We start from the raw sequence: 19,259 nt of genomic DNA, 5'->3' as shown, positions 1-19,259 counted from the left end.
GCGTTGCGCAAGCCAGCTATCTCCGACCCCGACTGGAGCCGCGAGAGCTGGCTTTCGCGAGCGACCCGCCCTGCCGTGCTCGCGGCGATGGGCGTATGCGTGCTGTCGATGATGGATGCGACGATCAAGCATGTCGCCGTCAGGCATCACACCTTTGAGATCGCATTTCTTCGCTACGCCGTCGGCCTGATTTTCGCCGGCGCGACGCTCGCCTATGTGAAGCCGGGATGGCCGTCGCGCGAGTCGCTGATCGTCAACGGCTCGCGCTCGTTCATCGTCGCGCTGACGGCGACCTGCTTCTTCTATGCGCTTGGCGCGCTGCCGCTGGCCGAGACGATCGCGCTCTCATTCCTGTCTCCGATTTTCCTTGCGATCTTCGGCGCCGTGCTTTTACGCGAACCGCTCGACGGACGCATTGGCGCGGCGCTTGGCGTCGGCCTCGTCGGCATGCTCGTCATCGTCGGGCCGCGGCTTGGCGCCGAAAACTATGGCGGCCATGCGGCTCTCGGCGCCGTGGCGGCGCTGATCTCCGCCGTCACCTATGCGCTCGCAATGACGCTGCTGCGCGCGCGGGCGCGCCGTGATCCCGTCGTCACCATTGTCTTCATCCAGAATATCGGTCCCGCTCTCATCCTGCTTGCGCCTGCGCTGACCGTGTGGCGGACGCCTGAGTTGAGCGACTGGTGGGCGTTCCTGTTCATTGGCTTTGGCGGCGTCGCCGGGCATCTGCTGCTCGCCATGGCGTTCGCGCGCGCCGAGGCCGCGCGGCTCGCGCCGCTCGAATACACCGCGCTCGTCTGGGCGACCCTGTTCGGCTTTCTCTTCTATGGCGAGACGCCGACGCCGATCGTGCTCGCCGGTTCCGCGCTGATCGTCGCCGCCGCCTTCGTCGCCGGACGGCGATAGCCCCGCTCGCATTTTCGGCGCCAATCCGACTTGTCCGACTAAAATCGAACTTGTCTGACGATTCCGCCTACGCCGCAGGCGAAATATTGCACGGCATCACTATGGCGCAGCTTGCATCAGCCGCGATCCTCCATATGGATGGGCAGGCGCGACGGAAGCCTGTCGCGTGATGGCATCGCGGGAGGCGGCTTGGAATGACGGGCGAACTCACTCTCGACGCGCTGAAACGCGCCGTGAAGGAAGGCGAGATCGACACGGTGCTGTGCTGCATGGCTGACATGCAGGGCCGTCTGATCGGCAAACGCTTCCACGCCCAGTTCTTCGTCGATGGCGGCTGGGAGGAGACGCATGGCTGCGACTATCTCCTCGCCGACGACATCGACATGGAGCCCGTCCCCGGCTACGCCGCTGCAAGCTGGGCGCGCGGCTATGGCGACTTCGTCATGAAGCCCGATCTCTCGACGCTGAGGCGCGTGCCATGGCTTGAAGCGACGGCGCTCGTTCTCTGCGACGTGCTCGATCATCATCATCATGACGTGCCGCACAGCCCGCGCCAGATCCTGAAGAAGCAGGTTGCGCGTCTGAATGACCGCAAGATGCGCGCCTATTTCGCATCCGAACTCGAATTCTATCTCTTCGATGAAAGCTTCGAGGCGATCGCTGGAAAGCGCTGGCATCAGCCGAAGACGGCCGGCCTTTACATCGAGGATTACCATATCCTGCAAACCACGAAGGAAGAGCCCGTGATGCGCGCCGTGCGCAACGGCCTTCAGGGCGCGGGCATTCCGGTCGAGAACTCCAAGGGCGAGTGGGGGCCGGGGCAGGAGGAGATCAACGTCCGCTACGCCGACGCGCTCACCATGGCCGATCGCCATGTCATCATGAAGAACGGCATCAAGGAGATCGCGCATCTCCAGGGCAAGGCCGTCACCTTCATGTCGAAGTGGCGCTATGATCTCGCGGGATCGAGCGCGCATGTGCATGCGTCTCTGTGGAGCGACGATGGCGCGACGTCTTTGTTCGCCGATCCCAAGGGCGAGTTCGGCATGTCGCCCTTGATGCGCTCGTATGTTGCAGGTCAGCTCAAATACGCCGCCGAAATGACGCTGCTGCTCGCGCCCTATATCAATTCCTACAAGCGTTTTCAGGCCGGCACATTCGCGCCGACCAAGATGGTGTGGAGCCGCGACAACCGCACCGCCGGTTTCCGTCTCTGCGGCGAAGAGTCGAAGGCGATCCGCATCGAATGCCGCATCGGCGGCGCCGACCTCAATCCCTATCTCGCATTCGCGGGCCTGATCGCGGCGGGGCTCGCGGGCATCGACGAGAAGCTCGAGCTCGATCCTCCGCACAGGGGCGACGCCTATGGCGGCGCGAGCTTGCCGGAAATTCCCAAGACCTTGCGGGCCGCCACAGATGCGTTCGCAGGATCGGCGATGCTGCGCGCCGCGCTCGGCGACGAGGTTGTCGAGCACTATGCGCACGCCGCGCGTTGGGAGCAGTTTGAATATGACCGCCGCATCACCGACTGGGAGTTGATGCGCGGTTTCGAACGCAGCTGAGAATCCGCATGACTGACATCGTTTGCGTTTCACCGGTTGATGGTCGCGAGATCGCCAGGCGCAAGCCCGCATCATCAGCGGAAATCGAGAGGGCTGTCGCCGCCGCGCGTGCTGCGCAGAAGGAGTGGGGCGCATTGCCGCTGGCCGAACGGGCGCGTTATTGCTCTGCTGCGGTCGATGCGATGCTGGCGATGGGCGGCGAGATCGCGCCCGAGATCAGCTGGCAGATGGGCCGTCCGATCCGCTACGCCGCTGGCGAATTGAAAGGCTTCGAGGAGCGCGCGCGCCGGATGATCGCCATGGCGGAGACGGCGCTGGCGCCTTTCGTCCCGGAGAAGCGCGACGGCTTCCGCCGCATGATCAAGAAGGAGCCGCGCGGCGTGATGCTCACCGTCGCGCCCTGGAATTATCCCTATCTCACGGCGATCAATTCGATCATTCCGGGATTGCTCTCCGGCAACGCCGTGATCCTGAAGCATGCGGCGCAAACGCTGCTCGTCGGCGAGCGTTTCGCCGAGGCGTTCCGCCGCGCCGGATTGCCGGATGGCGTATTCCAGACCCTGTCGCTCGATCACGACTCCACGCTGAAGCTGATTTCGTCCGGCCTCATCGACCAGATCAATTTCACGGGATCGGTGGAGGCGGGACGCGCGATCGAACGCGCGGCGGCCGGCACATTCGCGAATGTGACGCTGGAGCTCGGCGGCAAGGACCCCGCCTATGTCAGGCATGACGCCAATCTCGCCCATGCGATCGAGAATCTCGTCGATGGCGCCATGTTCAATTCCGGTCAGTGCTGCTGCGGCATCGAGCGCATCTATGTCCATCATGACGTCTATGATCGCTTCGTCGCAGGCGCATCCGATCTCGCGCGAACCTATGTGCTCGACGATCCCCTCAACGAGGCGACGACGCTCGGCCCCATGGCGCGCGCTTCGCTCGCAGAAATCGTGCGCAGGCAGGTCGGCGAGGCTGTCGAGCGCGGCGCGAAGACCCATGTCGATGCAGCCGCGTTTTCGCGTGATCGCGCCGGCTCAACCTATGTCGCGCCGCAGATTCTCACCGGCGTCGATCACGATATGACTGTCATGGTCGAGGAGACCTTCGGGCCTGTCGTTGGAATCATGCCGGTCAGGTCGGACGAGGAAGCCGTGCGGCTGATGAACGATTCGAAATACGGTCTCACCGCCGCGATCTGGACCAGCGACGCCGACGCTGCGGAAAAGCTTGGCGCAGAAATCGAGACGGGCACGGTGTTCATGAACCGCTGCGACTATCTCGATCCCGATCTCGCCTGGACCGGCGTCAAGGAAACCGGCCGCGGCGTTTCGCTCTCGCCTTTCGCGTTCGATCACCTGACGCGGCTCAAATCCTATCATCTGCGCACGCAAATATGAGTTCGGCCATGCAGCTTTCCGGCAACTGGAATTTCCCGACTTCGATGCGCTTCGGCGCGGGCCGCATCGCGGAGCTTGCACAGCATGCGCGCTCGGCCGGCATGAAGCGCCCGCTCTTCGTCACGGACCCGGCGCTAGCCGCGATGCCGATGACGAAGAACGCGTTCGAGAGTCTTGCCGCGGCGAAGGTCGAGTCGGCTTTGTTCTCCGATGTGAAACCCAACCCGATCGCAGCCAATATCGAAGCAGGTTTGAAGATTCTGCGCGACGGCGGCCATGACGGCGTGATCGCATTCGGCGGCGGCTCCGCGCTCGATGCGGGAAAAGTGATCGCTTTCATGGCCGGACAGACGCGGCCGATGTGGGATTTCGAGGATGTCGGCGATTGGTGGACGCGCGCCAACCCTGACGGAATTCTTCCCGTGATCGCTGTTCCCACGACCGCGGGCACGGGATCGGAAGTCGGCCGCGCCGGCGTCGTCACGGACGAGACGACGCATACGAAGAAGGTGATCTTTCATCCCAAGATGATGCCCGTTGTCGCGCTGTGCGATCCCGAATTGACGGTCGGCATGCCCGTGAAGATCACGGCCGGCACGGGCATGGACGCCTTCGCTCACTGTCTCGAAGCCTATTGCGGGCCGTTCTTCCATCCGCTCGCCGACGGCGTTGCGCTCGAAGGCATGCGGCTTGTGAAGGAAGCGCTGCCGCGCGCAGTGAAGGATGGGCGCGATCTCGAAGCGCGCAGCTTCATGATGGCCGCCGCCGCGATGGGCGCGACCGCGTTCCAGAAGGCGCTTGGCGCCATCCACTCGCTCTCGCATCCCGTCGGCGCGATCTATGATCTGCATCACGGGATGCTGAACGCCGTGTTCGCGCCCTATGTGCTGGTCTTCAATCGCGCCGCGATCGAGGAGAAGATCGCACGCGTCGCCGCCTATCTCGGAATCTCCGGCGGCTTCACGGGCTTTCTCGACTGGGTGCTGGCGCTGCGCGAAGAGATCGGCATGCCTCATACGCTTGCGGCGGTGGGCGTCGACGACAGGAAGATCGACCTCATCGCAGCCATGGCGCCGAAGGACCCGACGGCCGGCGGCAATCCCGTCCCGCTTGACGAAGCCGGCGCGCGGCGCATCTTCACGATGGCGTTGGAAGGAAAGCTCTAGGCTCTTATGATGTTCGCGTTCGACCGCAACGACGACCTTGTCGTCGACGGATTGTCCGCCGCTGCGTCGATCTCGATCGATCGCTGGGGCGTTTGCCACATCCGCGCCGAAAGCATGGATGATCTCTGGTTCGCGCAGGGCTTCAACGCGGCGCGCGACCGCCTCTGGCAACTCGACATCTGGCGCAAGCGCGGGCTTGGCCGCCTCTCCGAGGATTTCGGCCCCGGCTATCTCGAACAGGATCGCGCCGCGCGCATGTTCCTCTATCGCGGCGACATGGACGCGGAATGGCGCGCCTATGCCGACGACGCAAAAAAAATCTGCGCGCGCTTCGCCGCCGGCGTGAACGCTTATATCGCGCTGACCGAGAAGGAGCCGGAGCGGCTGCCGCCGGAATTCGCGATTGTCGGGACGAGACCGTCGCGCTGGGCGGCTGAAGACATCGTGCGTATCCGCAGCCACGGCCTGTCGCGACAGGCGGTCTCGAAAGTCGTGCGTGCGAATGTGACGGCGAAGGCCGGCGCCGGCGTCGATGATCTCCGGCGCGAAGTCACACCCCACATCGAGCCGACGAAATTCGATGATCTGCCGCTCGGCGATATTCCGCTCGATGTGATCGATGCGATCAAACTCGCAACCGCGCAGGCGACCTTCACGCCGAAGCGTCTCGCGGCGACGCTCGATCAGGCCGGCGCCTGGCGCAAGGTGAACGAGTTCAGCGAGGTGATGGAGGACATCAACTGGCATGGCTCGAACAACTGGGTGGTGAGCGCGTCGCGTTCAGGCACGGGCAAGCCGCTGCTGGCGAGCGATCCGCATCGCGCCCACAGTCTGCCGTCGTTGCGTTACATCGTGCATCTCGCGGCGCCGGGCTTTGACGCCATCGGCGCCGGGGAGCCTGCGGTTCCCGGAATTTCATTGGGCCACAATGGCGACATCGCGTTCGGCCTCACGATCTTCGGCGCGGATCACGAGGACGTCTATGTCTATGAGACGCATCCCGACGATCCCGATCTCTATCGTTACGAAGGCGCATGGGAGCGCATGCGCGTTGTCGAAGAGGTCATCAAGGTCAAGGGCGCGCCTGATCAGATCGCGAAACTGCGCTTCACGCGTCACGGCCCGGTGACGGCGGCTGATGCGAAGAAGCGCCGCGCCTATGCCGTGCGTTCGGTCTGGTTCGAGCCTGGCAGCGCGCCCTATCTCGCATCGTTGAGCATCATGCGCGCGCGCACGCTCGATGAATTTCGAGCCGGCAATGCGCGCTGGGGGGCGCCGTCGATCAATCATCTCTACGCCGATCAGAAGGGAACGATCGCCTGGATGCCAGGAGGCCGCATTCCGCGCCGCATCGGCTGGAACGGATTGCTGCCGGTGCCCGGCGACGGGCGCTGCGAATGGCAAGGCTTCCTGCCGCCGTCGGAATATCCCGAGCGCGTCAATCCATCGTCGGGCTACGCGTTTTCCGCGAATGAAATGAATCTGCCTGACGATTGGCCGCATGAGGCGAAGCCGGTCGGCTTCGACTGGAATGATCGCGCGCGCGCCAATCGCATCATCGAGGCCTTCGCGGCAAGCGAGCGCCATGGCGTCGATGAGGCGAAGCGTCTCCAGAATGACGAGACCTCGCTGCCGGCGCGTCGCTTGTGCGCGCTTGTCGGCAAGATGTCGGCCGGCGGCGATGCGGAGGCTCCGCTCGCGCTCCTTCGCGGCTTTGATGGCCGGCTGGCGGCGGACAGCGCGGCGGCGGCTCTGTTCGAAATCTGGTGGGCCAAGCATCTGAAGCCGGCGCTGTTTCGCCGCGCAGCGGGCGAGGCCGCCTCGCTGCTCGTTCCCGGCGACGCCAGCGCCATCGTCGCAGCGCTCGAAAATCCCGCGCGCTATTTCGGTGATGACGCCGGAGCGCGCGACAGGCTGCTGATCGAGACTCTCGCGGCGGCGACGCGCGAGACGAAGACGCTGCTCGGAGATGATGTCGCGTCCTGGTCATGGGGCCGGCTGCATCATGGCGGTTTCTCGCATCCGCTGGCGGCGGTCGCTGGCGAGGCGCGCGCCAGGGTTCCTGATGTCGGTCCGCTGCCGATGGGCGGTTCAGGCCAGACCGTGAAGCTCGCTTCCTATCGCGGCTCGGATTTCCGCGTCATGCATGGCGCCTCTTTCCGGATGATCGTCGATCTCGCCGATCTCGATCGCAGCCAGTGCGTCAACGCGCCCGGCCAGTCGGGCGATCCCCGGTCGCGTCACTATGACAAGCTTGCGCCGGTGTGGGCGGCGTCCGATTATGCGCCCATGTTGTATTCCCCAGCAGCGATCGACGCCGCGACCGAATTCGTCTGGCGCCTGAGGCCGGCCTGATGGTTCGCCGCTCGGCGCGATCGGGCGATGGGCTTGTCACGTCGGGCGGCGGCGATGATCGTGCCGCGCCCCGAGCGAGCGATTCCCGCGACGCGACGCAGCCGTCAAAGATGCGCACCGAAGACGTCAGCCCCCGCTATCGCGATCTTGACGCCTGGCCCGCGATCGATGGCTTGACCGCCATGTTCGAGGGGCAGCTTGCGGCGGTGGCCGCCGTTCGCCCGGCGCTGCCGCAACTTGAAGCGGCGGTCGAGGCGGCGGTGCGCCCGCTCTCCGGCGATGAGGGCCGCCTGATCTATGTCGGCGCCGGCACGTCGGGCCGCCTCGGCGTGCTCGACAGCTCCGAGCTTTATCCCACCTTCTCCTGGCCGCGCGAGCGAGCGCTCTTCGCCATGGCCGGCGGTCGCGACGCCATATTCGCCAGCGTCGAGAACGCGGAGGATGACGAGGATGCGGCGCGGCGATGGATGGCCGAACATGCGGTCGGCCGCGACGATGTGGTGATCGGGATCGCCGCGAGCGGCGGCACTCCTTACACGGTCGCCGGCGTGAAAGAGGCGCGCGAGCGCGGCGCGGTGACGATCGGCATCGCCAACAACGCCGGCGCGCCTTTGCTCTCGGCCGCGCGATTTCCCGTCCTGATCGATACGGGCGCCGAGATCGTTGCCGGCTCGACGCGCATGAAGGCCGGCACCGCGCAGAAGATCGCGCTCAATCTGTTTTCGACGGAGCTGATGGTGCGCCTCGGCCGCGTGCATGGCGGCCTGATGGTGCAGATGCGCGTGACCAACGCGAAGCTTCGCCGGCGCGGCGCCGACATGGTCGCGCGCATTTCAGGTTGCCCGCGCGACGAGGCCGTGCGCGCGCTGGAAGCCGCCGACGGCGAATTGAAACTCGCCTGTGTGATCGCGAAAGGCGTGTCCGCGCAGGAGGCGGCTGCGATCCTCGCTCGCAACGGCGGACATCTGCGCGCTGCTCTGCTTGAGGCGGAGTCGGGCGCGCTGCCCGATCTCGACGACGGAAGCTGATATTGCGGCGCAGCACGCGCCGTAAGCATGCGCATGCGAATCTCGCACGCCTGATCATCGCTTGCGCCGGTCGCGCCCGGATGCGAAGCGGCGTGCGTGTCGACGCTGCTGATTTCACAAAAGCTGATTCGCGTTCCGCCGATGGCGATGGCGCTGCTCGCCGTCGCGACTCTTTGCGCCATGGACGGCGCGCTGAAAGACCTGACGACGCGCTATACATCGACGCAGGTCACCTTCCTGCGTTTTGCGCCGAGCGCCGTATTCAGCGCGATGCTGTTCTTCGCGTTTGGCGCGCCGAAGCCCACGCGCCGCAGCGTCATTGGCAATTTGCAGCGCGGCGGTCTGTTTCTCATCGCGTCGGCGCTTTTCATCCACGCCATGGCGAAGGCGCCGCTGACGGAGGTGTTCGCGCTGTCCTACATGGCGCCGATCCTCGCCGCGCTCGCGGCGATGCCGATGCTGGGCGAACGTCCGGGCGGGCGCATCGCATTGTCGCTCGCGATTGGTTTCATCGGCGTCATCATCGCGATCGGCGGCGTCGATCTCTCCGGCGCGAAACCCGGTCATCTCGAAGGCGCGCTCGCGGCGTTGGGGTCGGCCGTGTGCTACGCCTTCGTCCTCGTCTTTCTCCGGCGTCAGGCGCTGTCTGATCCGCCGATCACCATCGTGCTGTTTCAGAGTCTGACGCCGGCAATCGTGCTCGGCGGATTGTTCGCGCTGGCGCCGCTTGTCGCGCCGGGTTCGGAGATCGCGCGACTCTGGAGGCCGGTGGCGCTGGCGGACGTTCCCGCGATGCTGTTCATCGGCCTTTGCAGCGTTCTCGGCCATCTCGCCATGGCGCAGGCCTATGCGCGCGCCGAAGCCAGCCGCCTCGCGCCGCTCGAATATTCGAGCTTCGTCTGGGCGGCCCTGATCGGTCTGATCTGGTTCGGCGAAATTCCGTCGATCGCAATGATGATCGGCGCCGCGATGATCATCGGCGCCTGTTTCCTGCTGCGGCGCGCCTAATTCTGAGAATCGAAGGATTGGATGACGCGTTCGCCCACTGCGCGGCGCAGCGGAATGATTCCTGAATCGAAATGTCGTGTCGCATGGACGCGGTTGGTCAGCAGCGACCAGGCGAGGCCGCGCCGGAAATCGATCCAGAGACCGACGCCGGTGAAGCCGGTATGGCCGATCGCATCGTCCGAACAGAGCGCGCCGCCTGACCACATCTCGTATTTCATCTCCCAGCCGAGCGTGCGCTGCGGCGCTTCGCGTTTGCGCAACAAGGCGATCGTTTCCGGCTTCATCAATTTGCCGCTCAGCAACGCCGCGGCGAAATCCAGCACCGCGTCGATGGGGCCGAACAGGCCGGCGTGGCCTGACGCGCCGCCGAGCGCGAAGGCGTTTTCATCATGGACTTCGCCGCGCATGACGCGGCCGCGCCACGGACAGCGTTCGGTTGCGGCGCATGCGTTCGGATCGGGCCTGAAGGTGAATCCGGGATCGAGCGGTTGATCGATCAGCGCCGAGCCGCTGACGCGCTCGATCGCGATGCCCAGCAGAATGAAGTTGATGTCGGAATAGACAGGCGGACCCTGCTTCCAGACGCGTTGCAGGACGAAAGTGCGCAGCGTCTGCGGATCGTGCGGCGCATAGGTGTAAAGCGGCTCGACCGCGGGCAGGAACGTCTGGTGCGTCAGGCACTGGCGCACGGTCAGCGCGCGCTCCGCCGCCGCGGGATCATATTGCCTGAGATCAGGAATGAGTTCGCTGAGCTTCTGATCGAGCCCGATGCGGCCCTGCTCGACAAGGCGCAGGATGCGCGTCGTGGTGAAGATGACCTTCGTAAGCGATGCAAGATCGAATACGGTCGCGCGCGTCATCGCTGCGAATTCCGGATCGAGCTGCGCGGCGCCGTCGAGTTTGATGGCGCGCTCGCCGGCGGCGTTCACGACGCCGAGCACGGCGCCGGGAATGCGCTTCGCCGCGAGGATATCTGCGACCGGTTCGAACGCCGTCGCTGCGATCTGTTCGAGCCTCACGCGGCGCGCGCCAGTTCGCCGCCGGTCATCGGGCGCGGTACGCCCGTCGTGGTCGGCAGGCTGAGCGGAAGCCCGCGCGTCGAGCGCACGGCGAGGTAGCCGAAACATTGCGCCTCGATGAAGTCGCCGTTCCAGCCGACCGCCTCGACTGGTTCGACTGGAACGCACACCCGTTTCGCCAGCGCGCTCATCAGGAAGGCGTTCAGCCGTCCCCCGCCGGTGACGAGCCAGCGGATCGCCGGGCGTTTCACATGCTGCAGCGCAGCGGCGGTGGCTTCGACGGTGAAGGCGGCCAGGGTCGCCGCGCCGTCTGCGTCGCTCATTCCCTCGACGATCTGCGCGCGGCGATGGAAATCATTGCGGTCGAGCGACTTTGGCGGCGGCCGGTTAAAGAAGGGGTTCTCCATCATCGCTGCGACCTTCTTCATGTCCGGCGTTCCGCTGGCGCACAGCGCGCCGTCCGCGTCATAGGGGACGCCGCGCGTTTTCAGGATCCAGTCGTCGATGAGCGCGTTCGCCGGACCGGTGTCGAACGCCACGACCTCGTCGCCGTCGATGAAAGTGACGTTGCCGACGCCGCCCCAGTTCAGAACCATCAGCGGCCCCGGCAACTCGCCGGCAAGCGCGCGATGGTAGAGCGGCGCGAAAGGCGCGCCTTCACCGCCCGCGGCCACATCGGCGTGGCGGAAACGGCTGACCGTGTCGACGCCGAGCTGACGCGCGGCGTCCGCCCCGTCGCCGAGCTGGCGCGTGAATCGCTCTTCCGGGCGGTGCAGCACGGTCTGGCCATGCAGTCCGACCAGCGCCACGTCGGACGGCGTAAAACCCTGCTCCTGCATGAAGGACTTCACCGCGCCGGCATGGGCGTCGGTCACCGCCTTGTCCAGGATCCGCAACTCGTCATGGCGCGCCCGTTCCGGATTCGCGATCAGATCGAGAAGGTCGCGCCGCAACGCGTTTGGATAGGGGAAAGTACGCCCCGGCCCGGGCTTCACGACACGGTCGCCGTCGGTCTCCACCACGGAGACGTCGATGCCGTCCATGGATGTGCCGGAGATCACGCCAATCGCGCGCCGGATCGCCGTGTTCATGGATGTCTCGCCTCGTGACTCGCCCTGCGGGTTCGATAGTATCGGGAAAAGTTCGACGGAGGTCCAATATGCGTTCGCTTGCCCGCGCAGCCCTAATGGCCGGCGCCTTGTTCGCCTCGGCGGCAACGCCGGCTTTGGTCAAGGCCCAGCTCCTCGAGATCGGCTTTGATCAATCGCCTGTCGGCCTCGACCCGCATCTCGCGACCGCCTTCTCCACCTTCGCCATCGTCAACGGCACGATCTACGAAGGATTGACCGCGGTGGATTCAAGCCTGCGCGTCGGTCCCGCGCTGGCGGAATCCTGGACCGTGGCGCCTGACGGCAAGACCTACACCTTCAAGGTCCGCGGCAATGTGACCTTCCACAACGGCGCGAAGATGGATTCCGCCGACGTGGTCAGCTCGATCAAGCGCGTGCTGGCGAAGGAGATCGCTTCACCGCTGGCGAGCCGCGTCGCCGCGATCGATTCGATCTCGGCGCCGGATGCGACGACGGTCGAGATGAAGTTGAAGGAGCCGTCGGCGCCGCTGCTCTCGTCGCTGGCGACGATCGCGATCGTTCCGAAGAGTTTTGAGACCGACAAGGATGGATTGCAGAAGCAGCCGGTCGGCACCGGCCCGTTCAAGTTCGAGGAGTGGCAGCCGAACGGTTATGTGAAGCTCGCGAAGCATGCGGGTTACTGGAGCGCAGGCCTGCCGAAGCTCGATGGCCTGAAATTCAACATCGTTCCGGAATCGGCGACGCGTCAGGTCGGCATCTCCAGCGGCACTTATTCCATGCTGCCGAATATCGACGCGGCGACCGCGCTGCAGGTGAAAGGCAAGCCGAACGTCAAGCTCGAGGAGACGCTGGAGCTCGCCTACACGCTCATTGGCCTCAATACGTCGAAGCCGCCTTTCGACAATCCCAAGGTGCGCGAAGCCGTGAATTACGGCATCAACCGCGCCGAGATCGTGCAGGCGGCCCTGTTCGGCGCCGGCGTTCCCGGCGGACCTCTCTCGCCGGCGCTGAAGGAGTGGGCGACCGACGTGAAGCAGTTCCCCTGCTACGCCTATGATCCCGCGAAAGCGCAGGCGCTCCTGAAGGAGGCGGGCGTCGCGACTCCGATCGCGGTGACGATGAATGTGCTGCCGCGTCAGGACATCAAGGACATCGCGCAGGTGGTGCAGGCGCAACTCGCCAAGGCCGGATTCAAGGTCGAGCTGAAGAATCAGGAGCTCGGCCAGTTCGTGCAGGACTGGCGCAACTCCAACTTCGACATGTTCGCTTCGACCAACGCCGGCAGCGTCGACCCCGACGATTATTTCTACCGCACCTTCCGCACCGGCGGATCGACCAATGTGTTCAAATATTCGAACCCGTCGCTCGACAAGATTCTCGATGACGCGCGGGCGACGCTCGATCAGGCGGCGCGCAAGAAGATGTATGCGGACGCGCAGTCGATTCTCGCCTGCTCCGGCCCGATCGCCCATCTGACCTACGGCCAGCTTTTCACGGCGCTGCGCAGCAATGTGCAGGGCTTCGAGATGCTTGCGAACCGCTCGCTGATGGGCCTCAAGAACGCCAGCGCCGGCAAGTGAGCCGGCGTTGATCTGATTTTTCAAGGCGCGCGCGGCCTCTGGCCGCGCGTGAAATTCCGTGCTTCCACGTCTCATTCTGTCCCGGCTCGTCGAACTCGCCTTCGTCCTGTTCGGCGTGTCGCTGATCGTCTTCCTGATGATCAGGCTCATTCCGGGCGACGCCGTCGCGATCATGCTCGGCGCGAACACCGAGGTGACGCCGGATCGCATCGCCGAACTGCGCGGTCGGCTTGGCCTCGATCTGCCGATCATCGAGCAATATCTCCGCTGGGCCGGGGCTGCGCTGCACGGCGATCTCGGCGTCTCGATCTGGACGGGGCGGCCCGTCATCACGGAGATCGCGGCGCACGCCGCGCCGACTCTCGAATTGTCTTTCCTGTCCCTGATCATCGGCGCGGGACTGTCGATTCCCGCGGGCGTGCTGATGGCGAAATGGCGCGGCCGCCGCGCCGATTCAATCTTGCGCGTGGTGACGGTGGTTGGCCTGACGACGCCGTCCTTCTGGCTCGGCATCATTCTGATCCTGCTGTTTGCGGCGATCGCGCCCAATTTGCAGGCGCTCGGCTACACGCCGTTTTTTGAAGATCCGCTCGGCAATCTCGGACGCATGATCCTGCCGGCCTTCGCGCTCGGCTTTCCCATTCTCGCGCAGCTCTCGCGGCTCGTCCGCAGCGCCATGCTCGATGCGCTGGCGCAGGATTATGTCCGCACCGCGCGCGCCAAGGGCCTGAGCGAAAATGTCGTCGTCTACAGGCACGCGCTGCGCAATGCGCTCATCCCGTTTGTGACCAGTCTCGGCGTGATGGCCGGCTATCTCCTCGGCGGCGCGATCGTGGTTGAACAGGTCTTCGCTATCCCCGGCATGGGGCGTCTGATTCTCGGCGCCATCTCCGAGCGCAATTATCCCCTGGTGCAGGCTTCGATCCTTGTCGTCACCACCGTCTTCGTCGTCGTCAACGCGATCATCGACATGCTCTATGTCGTGATCGATCCGAAGCTGCGGGGCTGAGGGCGATGAACCGCATCTGGCGCGACTTCACGCTGAACTTCGCGGCTGCGCTCGTCCTGCTGCATGTGGTCGCGGCGATCGCAGCGCCGCTGATCGCGCCGCAGGATCCGCTGGCGCAGAATATCATCGCGCGACTCAAAGGCCCGAGCGAGTTGAACTGGCTCGGCGCCGATCAGCTCGGCCGCGACGTGCTCTCGCGCATCATCTTCGGCTATCGCACGTCGCTCGCGGTGTCGCTGAGCTCGGTGCTCGCGGCGCTGGTCGCTGGGGGCGCGTTTGGATTGCTGGCGGCCTTCTATCGCGGCTGGTTCGAGCGCATCGTCATGCGCTGCATGGATGCGGTGTTCGCCTTTCCCGTGATGTTGCTCGCGATCGGCGTCGTCGCGATGCTGGGGCCGCAGGCGTCGAGCGCGGCGATCGCCATTGCGATCGTCTATACCCCGATCTTTGCGCGGCTCGTGCGCGCCGCGGCCATGGTGGTGATCGAGAGCGAATATGTTGTCGCCGCGCGCACCGTCGGCTGCAGCGACGCGCGCATTCTTCTGCGCCATGTCCTGCCCAATCTCGCCAGCGTCATCATCGCGCAGACGGCCCTGATGCTGTCTTCCGCGATTCTGGTGGAGGCGTCGTTGTCCTTTCTCGGGCTGGGATCGCAGCCGCCTTATCCATCGCTGGGATTGATGCTGGCGGAAGGCCGCAACTTTCTCACCTTGTCGCCATGGAGCGCGATCTTCGCGGGGTTGGCGATCCTGCTGTTGTCGTTCGGCTTCAACCTGCTGGGCGACGCGCTGCGCGACCGGCTCGATCCGCGCCTCAGGGGCGGTCCGTGATCATTCGCGAAGCTGAAGAGCGGGACATTCCTGCGATGGCGCGCGTGATGGCGCGCTCCTACGTCGCGGGCTTCAGCGATATTCTCGAACCCGAAGCGCTGGCGCAACGCGATGTCGCGTTCTTCGAGACGCGCTTCGCCGAAAGCTGGCCGCACATGCGCATCGCTGTCGAAGGCGACGCCATTCTCGGCCTGTCGCTTGTCACGAACGGACATCTCGACATGCTCTTCGTCGATCCCGTTTCGGTCGGCGCAGGCGTTGGCGCCGCTTTGCTGCGCAACGCGGAGGCGAGAGGCTGCCGCACGCTTGAATGTTTTCGCGACAATGTCGCCGCGCGCGCCTTCTACGAAAGGCAGGGATGGCGGCTGGCGGATCGGTATGAGCGTGAATTTGCCGGCCGCGTGCGCGCCTTCGTGGGCTATGAAAAGCCGCCTGCGCCTTGAGTTCGGAGCCTGATCGATGCCGTCGATCCATGTCTGTTCGCTGGCGCTGCTGCCGGAGACTGTGCGCAGGACGGGCGCAAGCCATATTGCGAGCCTGATCAATTCAGCGACGCCGGTGGAGCGGCCTGCGGACATCTCGCCGGAGCGGCATCTCTTCCTCGGCGTGTCCGACATCACTGCCGCGCTCGACGGTCATGTTCTCGCCGGAGAGAGCCATGTGGCCGAACTCCTCGCCTTCATCGAAGGCTGGGGGCGGAAGCGCGAGAAGCCGATCGTCATCCATTGCTGGGCGGGGGTCAGCCGCTCGACCGCCGCGGCCTTCATCGGCGCGTGCATGCTTGCGCCGGAGACGCCGGAGGAGATGTGGGCGCGCCTGATCCGGGAGCTGTCGCCGACCGCGACGCCGAATCCCCATCTGGTCGAACTGGCGGATCGTCTGTTGGGGCGGCGCGGCCGGATGGTGAAGGCGATCGCCGCCATTGGCCGCGGCGCGGAGGCCTTCACGGGCGTTCCCTTTCGCCTCGACCTGCCGCCGATCAGCCGCGGCTAGAGCATGGCGCGAAAAAGTGGGAACCGGTTTTTCGCAGGAGCCATGCTCTAAACTTCTGGAATCGATCACGTTCCCGCACTTTGATTGATTAAATCAAAGTGCGGCGTGATCTAGAACAGCGAGCCCTGGTCGTCGGGCGGCGCCTTGGGACCTTTCGCCGCAGGAGCCGGGCGCGGCGCGCGCCTCGACGTGGAAGGCGGCGCCCATAGTTCGTCCGGGGCGGCCGGCCGCTGCACGTCAGGATTGTCGTTGGCGACCTTGTTGATCTCGGCGCCGATCGGGACAGCCTCGAGAAAATCCGTCGGCGGCGGGCGCAGCAGCGCCTGCGCGGCGCCGGCCGGCGTCTCCGGATCGAGCCAGAGCGAATATTGCTCGGGTTGAAGGATGACCGGCGACCGCGGATGGATTGGCGCGGTCGTCGCATTCGCCGACGTCGTGAGAATGGCGACTGTATCGATCTCCGAACCGTCCGGCGCCGAATAGGTTTCCCAAAGAGCAGCGAAGCCGAATCCGCCTCCGCCAGGCTTGCGGATCAGGAACGGGACCGATTGTTTCCCCTCTTTCTTCCATTCATAGAATGCGTCCGCAGGCATGATTGCGCGTCGCCTTTTCAAGGCGTTACGGAACGCCGGCTTCTCCGCCGCGCTCTCCGAGCGGATGTTGAACACGAGCGGAAAGTCCTTCGGGTCCTTCACCCAGGAGGGCAGAAAGCCCCATCGCATCAAGACGAAGCGCCGCGCGCCGGCGTCCAGCGTCACCACAGGCACAGGTTGTGTCGGCGCAATGTTGTAGCGTGGCGGAAAGTTGGGCTGATCGATGTAGCCCATGAGTTCGCGCACCGCTTCAGGCGGCAAAGTCAGGGCGAAACGTCCACACATGCGTGAACTCGGTAGGCAAGATTTACCGACCGTCAATGATCGTGCGTCAGATTCCGCGAAATTGCCGCAGCGACATGATTTCCGATCCCCCCTCCCTCACGACCGACTACCTCAATCATTTCGGGGAGCTCGTCATGCTGCTCGAAATGCTGCCTGACATGCCCGAGGCGATCGATGACGCCAGGGGCTGGGCGCCGCGCACCTATCTCCAGCATGTCGATCGCGTTGGCATCGGCGATCCCGCCAGTCTGCGTCGGAACTATGAGCAGCTTGCTTCGGCGCGGCGTCAACGATTCGACGAAACGTCAGCAGCCGCCAATCGTCTTGGTCAGACCATCGTCGAAATTCTGCGCGATCCCATGACGTCGAATTCGCGGCTCTCCGGAATCGTCCATCTCGGCTGCTGCGCCATGCGCGCGCACATCTGCCGCCTGGCTGCGATCATCTCGCACAAATCGGACGCGGAAATCGATCGCACGGGCGTCGATATCCAGTCCGAGATTGACGCGCTGCTGGCCGCAGCGGCGTAAGGAATTTTAGAGCCAGCGCTTCCAGCGGAAGAAGAAGAATGGCAACACGCCGCAGATCACCATCAGCACGATCGCCATGGGATAGCCGAAAGCCCATTCAAGCTCTGGCATCTGCTTGAAATTCATGCCGTAGATCGATGCGATCAGCGTCGGCGGCATCAGCACCACCGCCATGACTGAGAACAGCTTGATGATGTCGTTCTGTTCGAGCGACACGAGGCCGAGCGTCGCATCGAGCAGGAACTGGATCTTGCTCGAAAGAAAAGTCGCATGCTCTTCGAGTGACTGCACGTCGCGCAGGGCCGTGCGCCATTCCGCCTGGAAACCGGCCGCTTTCTGAGGCCGCGCCATCGCCGCCGAAAGGAACAGCAGCACGCGTTCGACCGAGACCATGCTCTCGCGCACATTCGAGATCACGTCGCCCTTGCGGCCGAGCGTGCGGATCACCGAGCGCAGGAACGGGCCGCGCGCCTCCTTGCGCCGGTCTTCCTCGAAGACCGAACGAGAGAGCTTCTCGATATCGCCACCGAGATTGGCGAGAATTTCCGCGGCGCGGTCGATGATGGTCTCGATGAGTCCGTCAAGCACCGACTCAGGCTGTGGCCCGCATCCTCCCGGCTTCACCGAACGCGCGGCGAACATTGAAAATGATTTGGGCTGATCGTAGCGCACCGTGACCAGCGCGCGCTCCGTCAGGATGAACGATATGTTCGCCAGCAACGGCTCGGCGCTGTCCGATGAGCACAGGATGCGCGCCGTCATATAGCGGGCGTTCGCCTCGGCATAGATGATTTCCGACGGCTCGATGTCTCTCATCTCTTCGCGAGTCGGGATCTCGACGCCGAGATGGCGCTCGACCTTGTGATCCTCATCCCGCGTCGGTTCGAGCATATCGATCCAGAGCGAGTTCTGCGGCAACGGTTCATCCGGACCGAGAGTTCTTGCCTCAAGGCCCGGGCGATCGCCGCCCTTCTCGCGCGCGTTTGGCGTATAGACGATGATCATGAATGGATGACCCCTTCCGGGGCTCTGGCTGAGGATTGTTACGATCTGGCGACAGGCTTCAGGCTGACCGGCGGAACGCTGTCGTCGGGGACGAAGAAATCAGGCGCCAGAGCTATGCCGGGATCGACGCGGTAACGATCGAAATCGGTCACGCCTTCGCCCGCAAGGAACGTGTCGTCGATCAGGAACTGGCCGGTGAATGCGCGCGACGACTTGTTGAAGATGGCGTAGGCCGCATCCGCCATGATCTCGGGCGTGCGCGATGCCTTCATCAGTTCGGCGCTGATCGCGAACTCGACCGCGGCGGTTGCGATCGTCGTGCGCGGCCAGAGCGCGTTGACGGCGATGGCTTTCGACTTGAGCTCTCCCGATAATCCGAGCACCACCATGCTCATTCCATATTTCGCCATGGAATAGGCGGTGTGCGGGGCGAACCATTTCGTCTTCATGTCGAGCGGCGGCGACAGCGTGAGAATATGCGGATTGGCCGCTTTCTCCAGATGCGCGATCGCATGTTTCGACACCATGAAAGTGCCGCGCGCATTGATCTGATGCATGAGATCGAAGCGCTTCATGTCGGTCGCCGTCGTCGGCGTGAGCTGGATCGCGGACGCGTTATTGACGACGATGTCGAGGCCGCCGAACGTTTCCGCCGTCTTGTCGATCGCGGCCTTCACCGTGTCTTCGTCGCGCACGTCGACGACCAGCGGCAGCGCTTTTCCACCGGCTTTCTCGATCTCTTCAGCGGCGGTGTAGATCGTGCCCGGCAGCTTCGGATGCGGCTCCGCCGTCTTGGCGGCGATCGTGACATTCGCGCCGTCGCGCGCGGCTTTCAGGCCGATGGCGAGGCCGATGCCCCGCGAGGCGCCGGTGATGAAGAGCGTCTTCCCCTTGAGCGACAT

Annotated in this window: 18 protein-coding genes; 13 read left to right on the top strand and 5 right to left on the bottom strand. The window is 64.6% G+C overall.

Annotated elements, in window-relative coordinates; genetic code table 11:
* Positions 1-3 precede the first annotated feature (3 nt).
* From L8F45_RS17440 to L8F45_RS17410, 7 genes are all read left to right on the top strand, one after another.
* Complete coding sequence (locus L8F45_RS17440) at positions 4-906, top strand: DMT family transporter (protein WP_342359142.1); 903 nt, start codon at positions 4-6, stop codon at positions 904-906.
* A 194-nt stretch (positions 907-1,100) separates the two neighbouring features.
* A complete protein-coding gene (locus L8F45_RS17435) occupies positions 1,101-2,468 on the top strand; it encodes a glutamine synthetase family protein (RefSeq protein ID WP_342359141.1) in 1,368 nt (455 codons plus the stop codon).
* 8 nt (positions 2,469-2,476) lie between these two features.
* The gene (locus L8F45_RS17430; protein WP_342359140.1) at positions 2,477-3,865 is read left to right on the top strand and encodes an aldehyde dehydrogenase family protein; all 1,389 of its coding nucleotides are present in this window, start codon (positions 2,477-2,479) and stop codon (positions 3,863-3,865) included.
* An 8-nt stretch (positions 3,866-3,873) separates the two neighbouring features.
* A complete protein-coding gene (locus L8F45_RS17425) occupies positions 3,874-5,031 on the top strand; it encodes an iron-containing alcohol dehydrogenase (RefSeq protein WP_342359139.1) in 1,158 nt (385 codons plus the stop codon).
* Between the two features lie 6 nt (positions 5,032-5,037).
* A complete protein-coding gene (locus L8F45_RS17420) occupies positions 5,038-7,386 on the top strand; it encodes a penicillin acylase family protein (RefSeq protein ID WP_342359138.1) in 2,349 nt (782 codons plus the stop codon).
* A 110-nt stretch (positions 7,387-7,496) separates the two neighbouring features.
* Positions 7,497-8,414, top strand: coding sequence for an N-acetylmuramic acid 6-phosphate etherase (locus L8F45_RS17415; RefSeq protein ID WP_342363480.1), 918 nt, complete (start codon positions 7,497-7,499; stop codon positions 8,412-8,414).
* 96 nt (positions 8,415-8,510) lie between these two features.
* A complete protein-coding gene (locus L8F45_RS17410) occupies positions 8,511-9,422 on the top strand; it encodes a DMT family transporter (RefSeq protein ID WP_342359137.1) in 912 nt (303 codons plus the stop codon).
* Here L8F45_RS17410 and L8F45_RS17405 read toward each other — a convergent pair.
* Together L8F45_RS17405 and L8F45_RS17400 are read right to left on the bottom strand one after the other, a co-directional pair.
* Positions 9,419-10,441, bottom strand: coding sequence for a serine hydrolase domain-containing protein (locus tag L8F45_RS17405; RefSeq protein ID WP_342359136.1), 1,023 nt, complete (start codon positions 10,439-10,441; stop codon positions 9,419-9,421). The two genes, L8F45_RS17410 and L8F45_RS17405, sit on opposite strands and share 4 nt — an antisense overlap.
* The gene (locus L8F45_RS17400) at positions 10,438-11,532 is read right to left on the bottom strand and encodes an anhydro-N-acetylmuramic acid kinase (protein ID WP_342359135.1); all 1,095 of its coding nucleotides are present in this window, start codon (positions 11,530-11,532) and stop codon (positions 10,438-10,440) included. The genes L8F45_RS17405 and L8F45_RS17400 overlap by 4 nt, the downstream gene beginning before the upstream one ends.
* 68 nt (positions 11,533-11,600) lie before the next feature.
* Between L8F45_RS17400 and L8F45_RS17395 the strand changes: the two genes are divergently transcribed.
* Genes L8F45_RS17395 through L8F45_RS17375 form a run of 5 tightly spaced genes read left to right on the top strand, consistent with a single transcriptional unit; the run spans position 11,601 to position 15,944 of the window.
* Positions 11,601-13,112: an ABC transporter substrate-binding protein gene (locus tag L8F45_RS17395; RefSeq protein ID WP_342359134.1), complete on the top strand. Its 1,512-nt coding sequence runs from the start codon at positions 11,601-11,603 to the stop codon at positions 13,110-13,112.
* Positions 13,113-13,170: 58 nt separating this feature from the next.
* Entirely contained in the window at positions 13,171-14,121 is a 951-nt protein-coding gene (locus tag L8F45_RS17390) for an ABC transporter permease (protein ID WP_342359133.1), read from the top strand.
* 5 nt (positions 14,122-14,126) lie between these two features.
* Positions 14,127-14,951: an ABC transporter permease gene (locus L8F45_RS17385; protein WP_342359132.1), complete on the top strand. Its 825-nt coding sequence runs from the start codon at positions 14,127-14,129 to the stop codon at positions 14,949-14,951.
* The gene (locus tag L8F45_RS17380) at positions 14,948-15,394 is read left to right on the top strand and encodes a GNAT family N-acetyltransferase (protein ID WP_342359131.1); all 447 of its coding nucleotides are present in this window, start codon (positions 14,948-14,950) and stop codon (positions 15,392-15,394) included. Before L8F45_RS17385 ends, L8F45_RS17380 begins: the two co-directional genes overlap by 4 nt.
* A gap of 16 nt (positions 15,395-15,410) precedes the next feature.
* Complete coding sequence (locus L8F45_RS17375; protein WP_342359130.1) at positions 15,411-15,944, top strand: tyrosine phosphatase family protein; 534 nt, start codon at positions 15,411-15,413, stop codon at positions 15,942-15,944.
* A 110-nt stretch (positions 15,945-16,054) separates the two neighbouring features.
* Here the strand turns inward: L8F45_RS17375 and L8F45_RS17370 are convergent, their stop codons facing one another.
* Positions 16,055-16,822, bottom strand: a complete 768-nt coding sequence (locus tag L8F45_RS17370; protein WP_342359129.1) for an SOS response-associated peptidase — start codon at positions 16,820-16,822, stop codon at positions 16,055-16,057.
* Between the two features lie 74 nt (positions 16,823-16,896).
* Here L8F45_RS17370 and L8F45_RS17365 point away from each other — a divergent pair, with 74 nt between their 5' ends.
* The gene (locus L8F45_RS17365) at positions 16,897-17,352 is read left to right on the top strand and encodes a hypothetical protein (RefSeq protein WP_342359128.1); all 456 of its coding nucleotides are present in this window, start codon (positions 16,897-16,899) and stop codon (positions 17,350-17,352) included.
* A gap of 6 nt (positions 17,353-17,358) precedes the next feature.
* Here the strand turns inward: L8F45_RS17365 and L8F45_RS17360 are convergent, their stop codons facing one another.
* Together L8F45_RS17360 and L8F45_RS17355 are read right to left on the bottom strand one after the other, a co-directional pair.
* A complete protein-coding gene (locus tag L8F45_RS17360) occupies positions 17,359-18,357 on the bottom strand; it encodes a magnesium transporter CorA family protein (RefSeq protein ID WP_342359127.1) in 999 nt (332 codons plus the stop codon).
* 38 nt (positions 18,358-18,395) lie between these two features.
* Complete coding sequence (locus L8F45_RS17355) at positions 18,396-19,259, bottom strand: SDR family oxidoreductase (RefSeq protein WP_342359126.1); 864 nt, start codon at positions 19,257-19,259, stop codon at positions 18,396-18,398.

This window comes from Terrirubrum flagellatum (assembly GCF_022059845.1).
In the GTDB taxonomy this organism is placed as follows: domain Bacteria; phylum Pseudomonadota; class Alphaproteobacteria; order Rhizobiales; family Beijerinckiaceae; genus Terrirubrum; species Terrirubrum flagellatum.
Note: the sequence above shows the minus strand (reverse complement) of the source record. Positions and strands in the feature narration are given on the sequence as shown.

Bases quoted from the DNA above. Each gene is read 5' to 3' on its own strand.
- L8F45_RS17420 (WP_342359138.1), top strand. From the start codon at position 5,038: ATGATGTTCGCGTTCGACCGCAACGACGACCTTGTCGTCGACGGATTG.
- L8F45_RS17435 (WP_342359141.1), top strand. From the start codon at position 1,101: ATGACGGGCGAACTCACTCTCGACGCGCTGAAACGCGCCGTGAAGGAA.
- L8F45_RS17365 (WP_342359128.1), top strand. From the start codon at position 16,897: ATGATTTCCGATCCCCCCTCCCTCACGACCGACTACCTCAATCATTTC.
- L8F45_RS17375 (WP_342359130.1), top strand. From the start codon at position 15,411: ATGCCGTCGATCCATGTCTGTTCGCTGGCGCTGCTGCCGGAGACTGTG.
- L8F45_RS17425 (WP_342359139.1), top strand. From the start codon at position 3,874: ATGCAGCTTTCCGGCAACTGGAATTTCCCGACTTCGATGCGCTTCGGC.
- L8F45_RS17400 (WP_342359135.1), bottom strand. From the start codon at position 11,532: ATGAACACGGCGATCCGGCGCGCGATTGGCGTGATCTCCGGCACATCC.
- L8F45_RS17385 (WP_342359132.1), top strand. From the start codon at position 14,127: ATGAACCGCATCTGGCGCGACTTCACGCTGAACTTCGCGGCTGCGCTC.
- L8F45_RS17430 (WP_342359140.1), top strand. From the start codon at position 2,477: ATGACTGACATCGTTTGCGTTTCACCGGTTGATGGTCGCGAGATCGCC.
- L8F45_RS17395 (WP_342359134.1), top strand. From the start codon at position 11,601: ATGCGTTCGCTTGCCCGCGCAGCCCTAATGGCCGGCGCCTTGTTCGCC.
- L8F45_RS17360 (WP_342359127.1), bottom strand. From the start codon at position 18,357: ATGATCATCGTCTATACGCCAAACGCGCGCGAGAAGGGCGGCGATCGC.
- L8F45_RS17370 (WP_342359129.1), bottom strand. From the start codon at position 16,822: ATGTGTGGACGTTTCGCCCTGACTTTGCCGCCTGAAGCGGTGCGCGAA.
- L8F45_RS17415 (WP_342363480.1), top strand. From the start codon at position 7,497: ATGCGCACCGAAGACGTCAGCCCCCGCTATCGCGATCTTGACGCCTGG.
- L8F45_RS17355 (WP_342359126.1), bottom strand. From the start codon at position 19,259: ATGTCGCTCAAGGGGAAGACGCTCTTCATCACCGGCGCCTCGCGGGGC.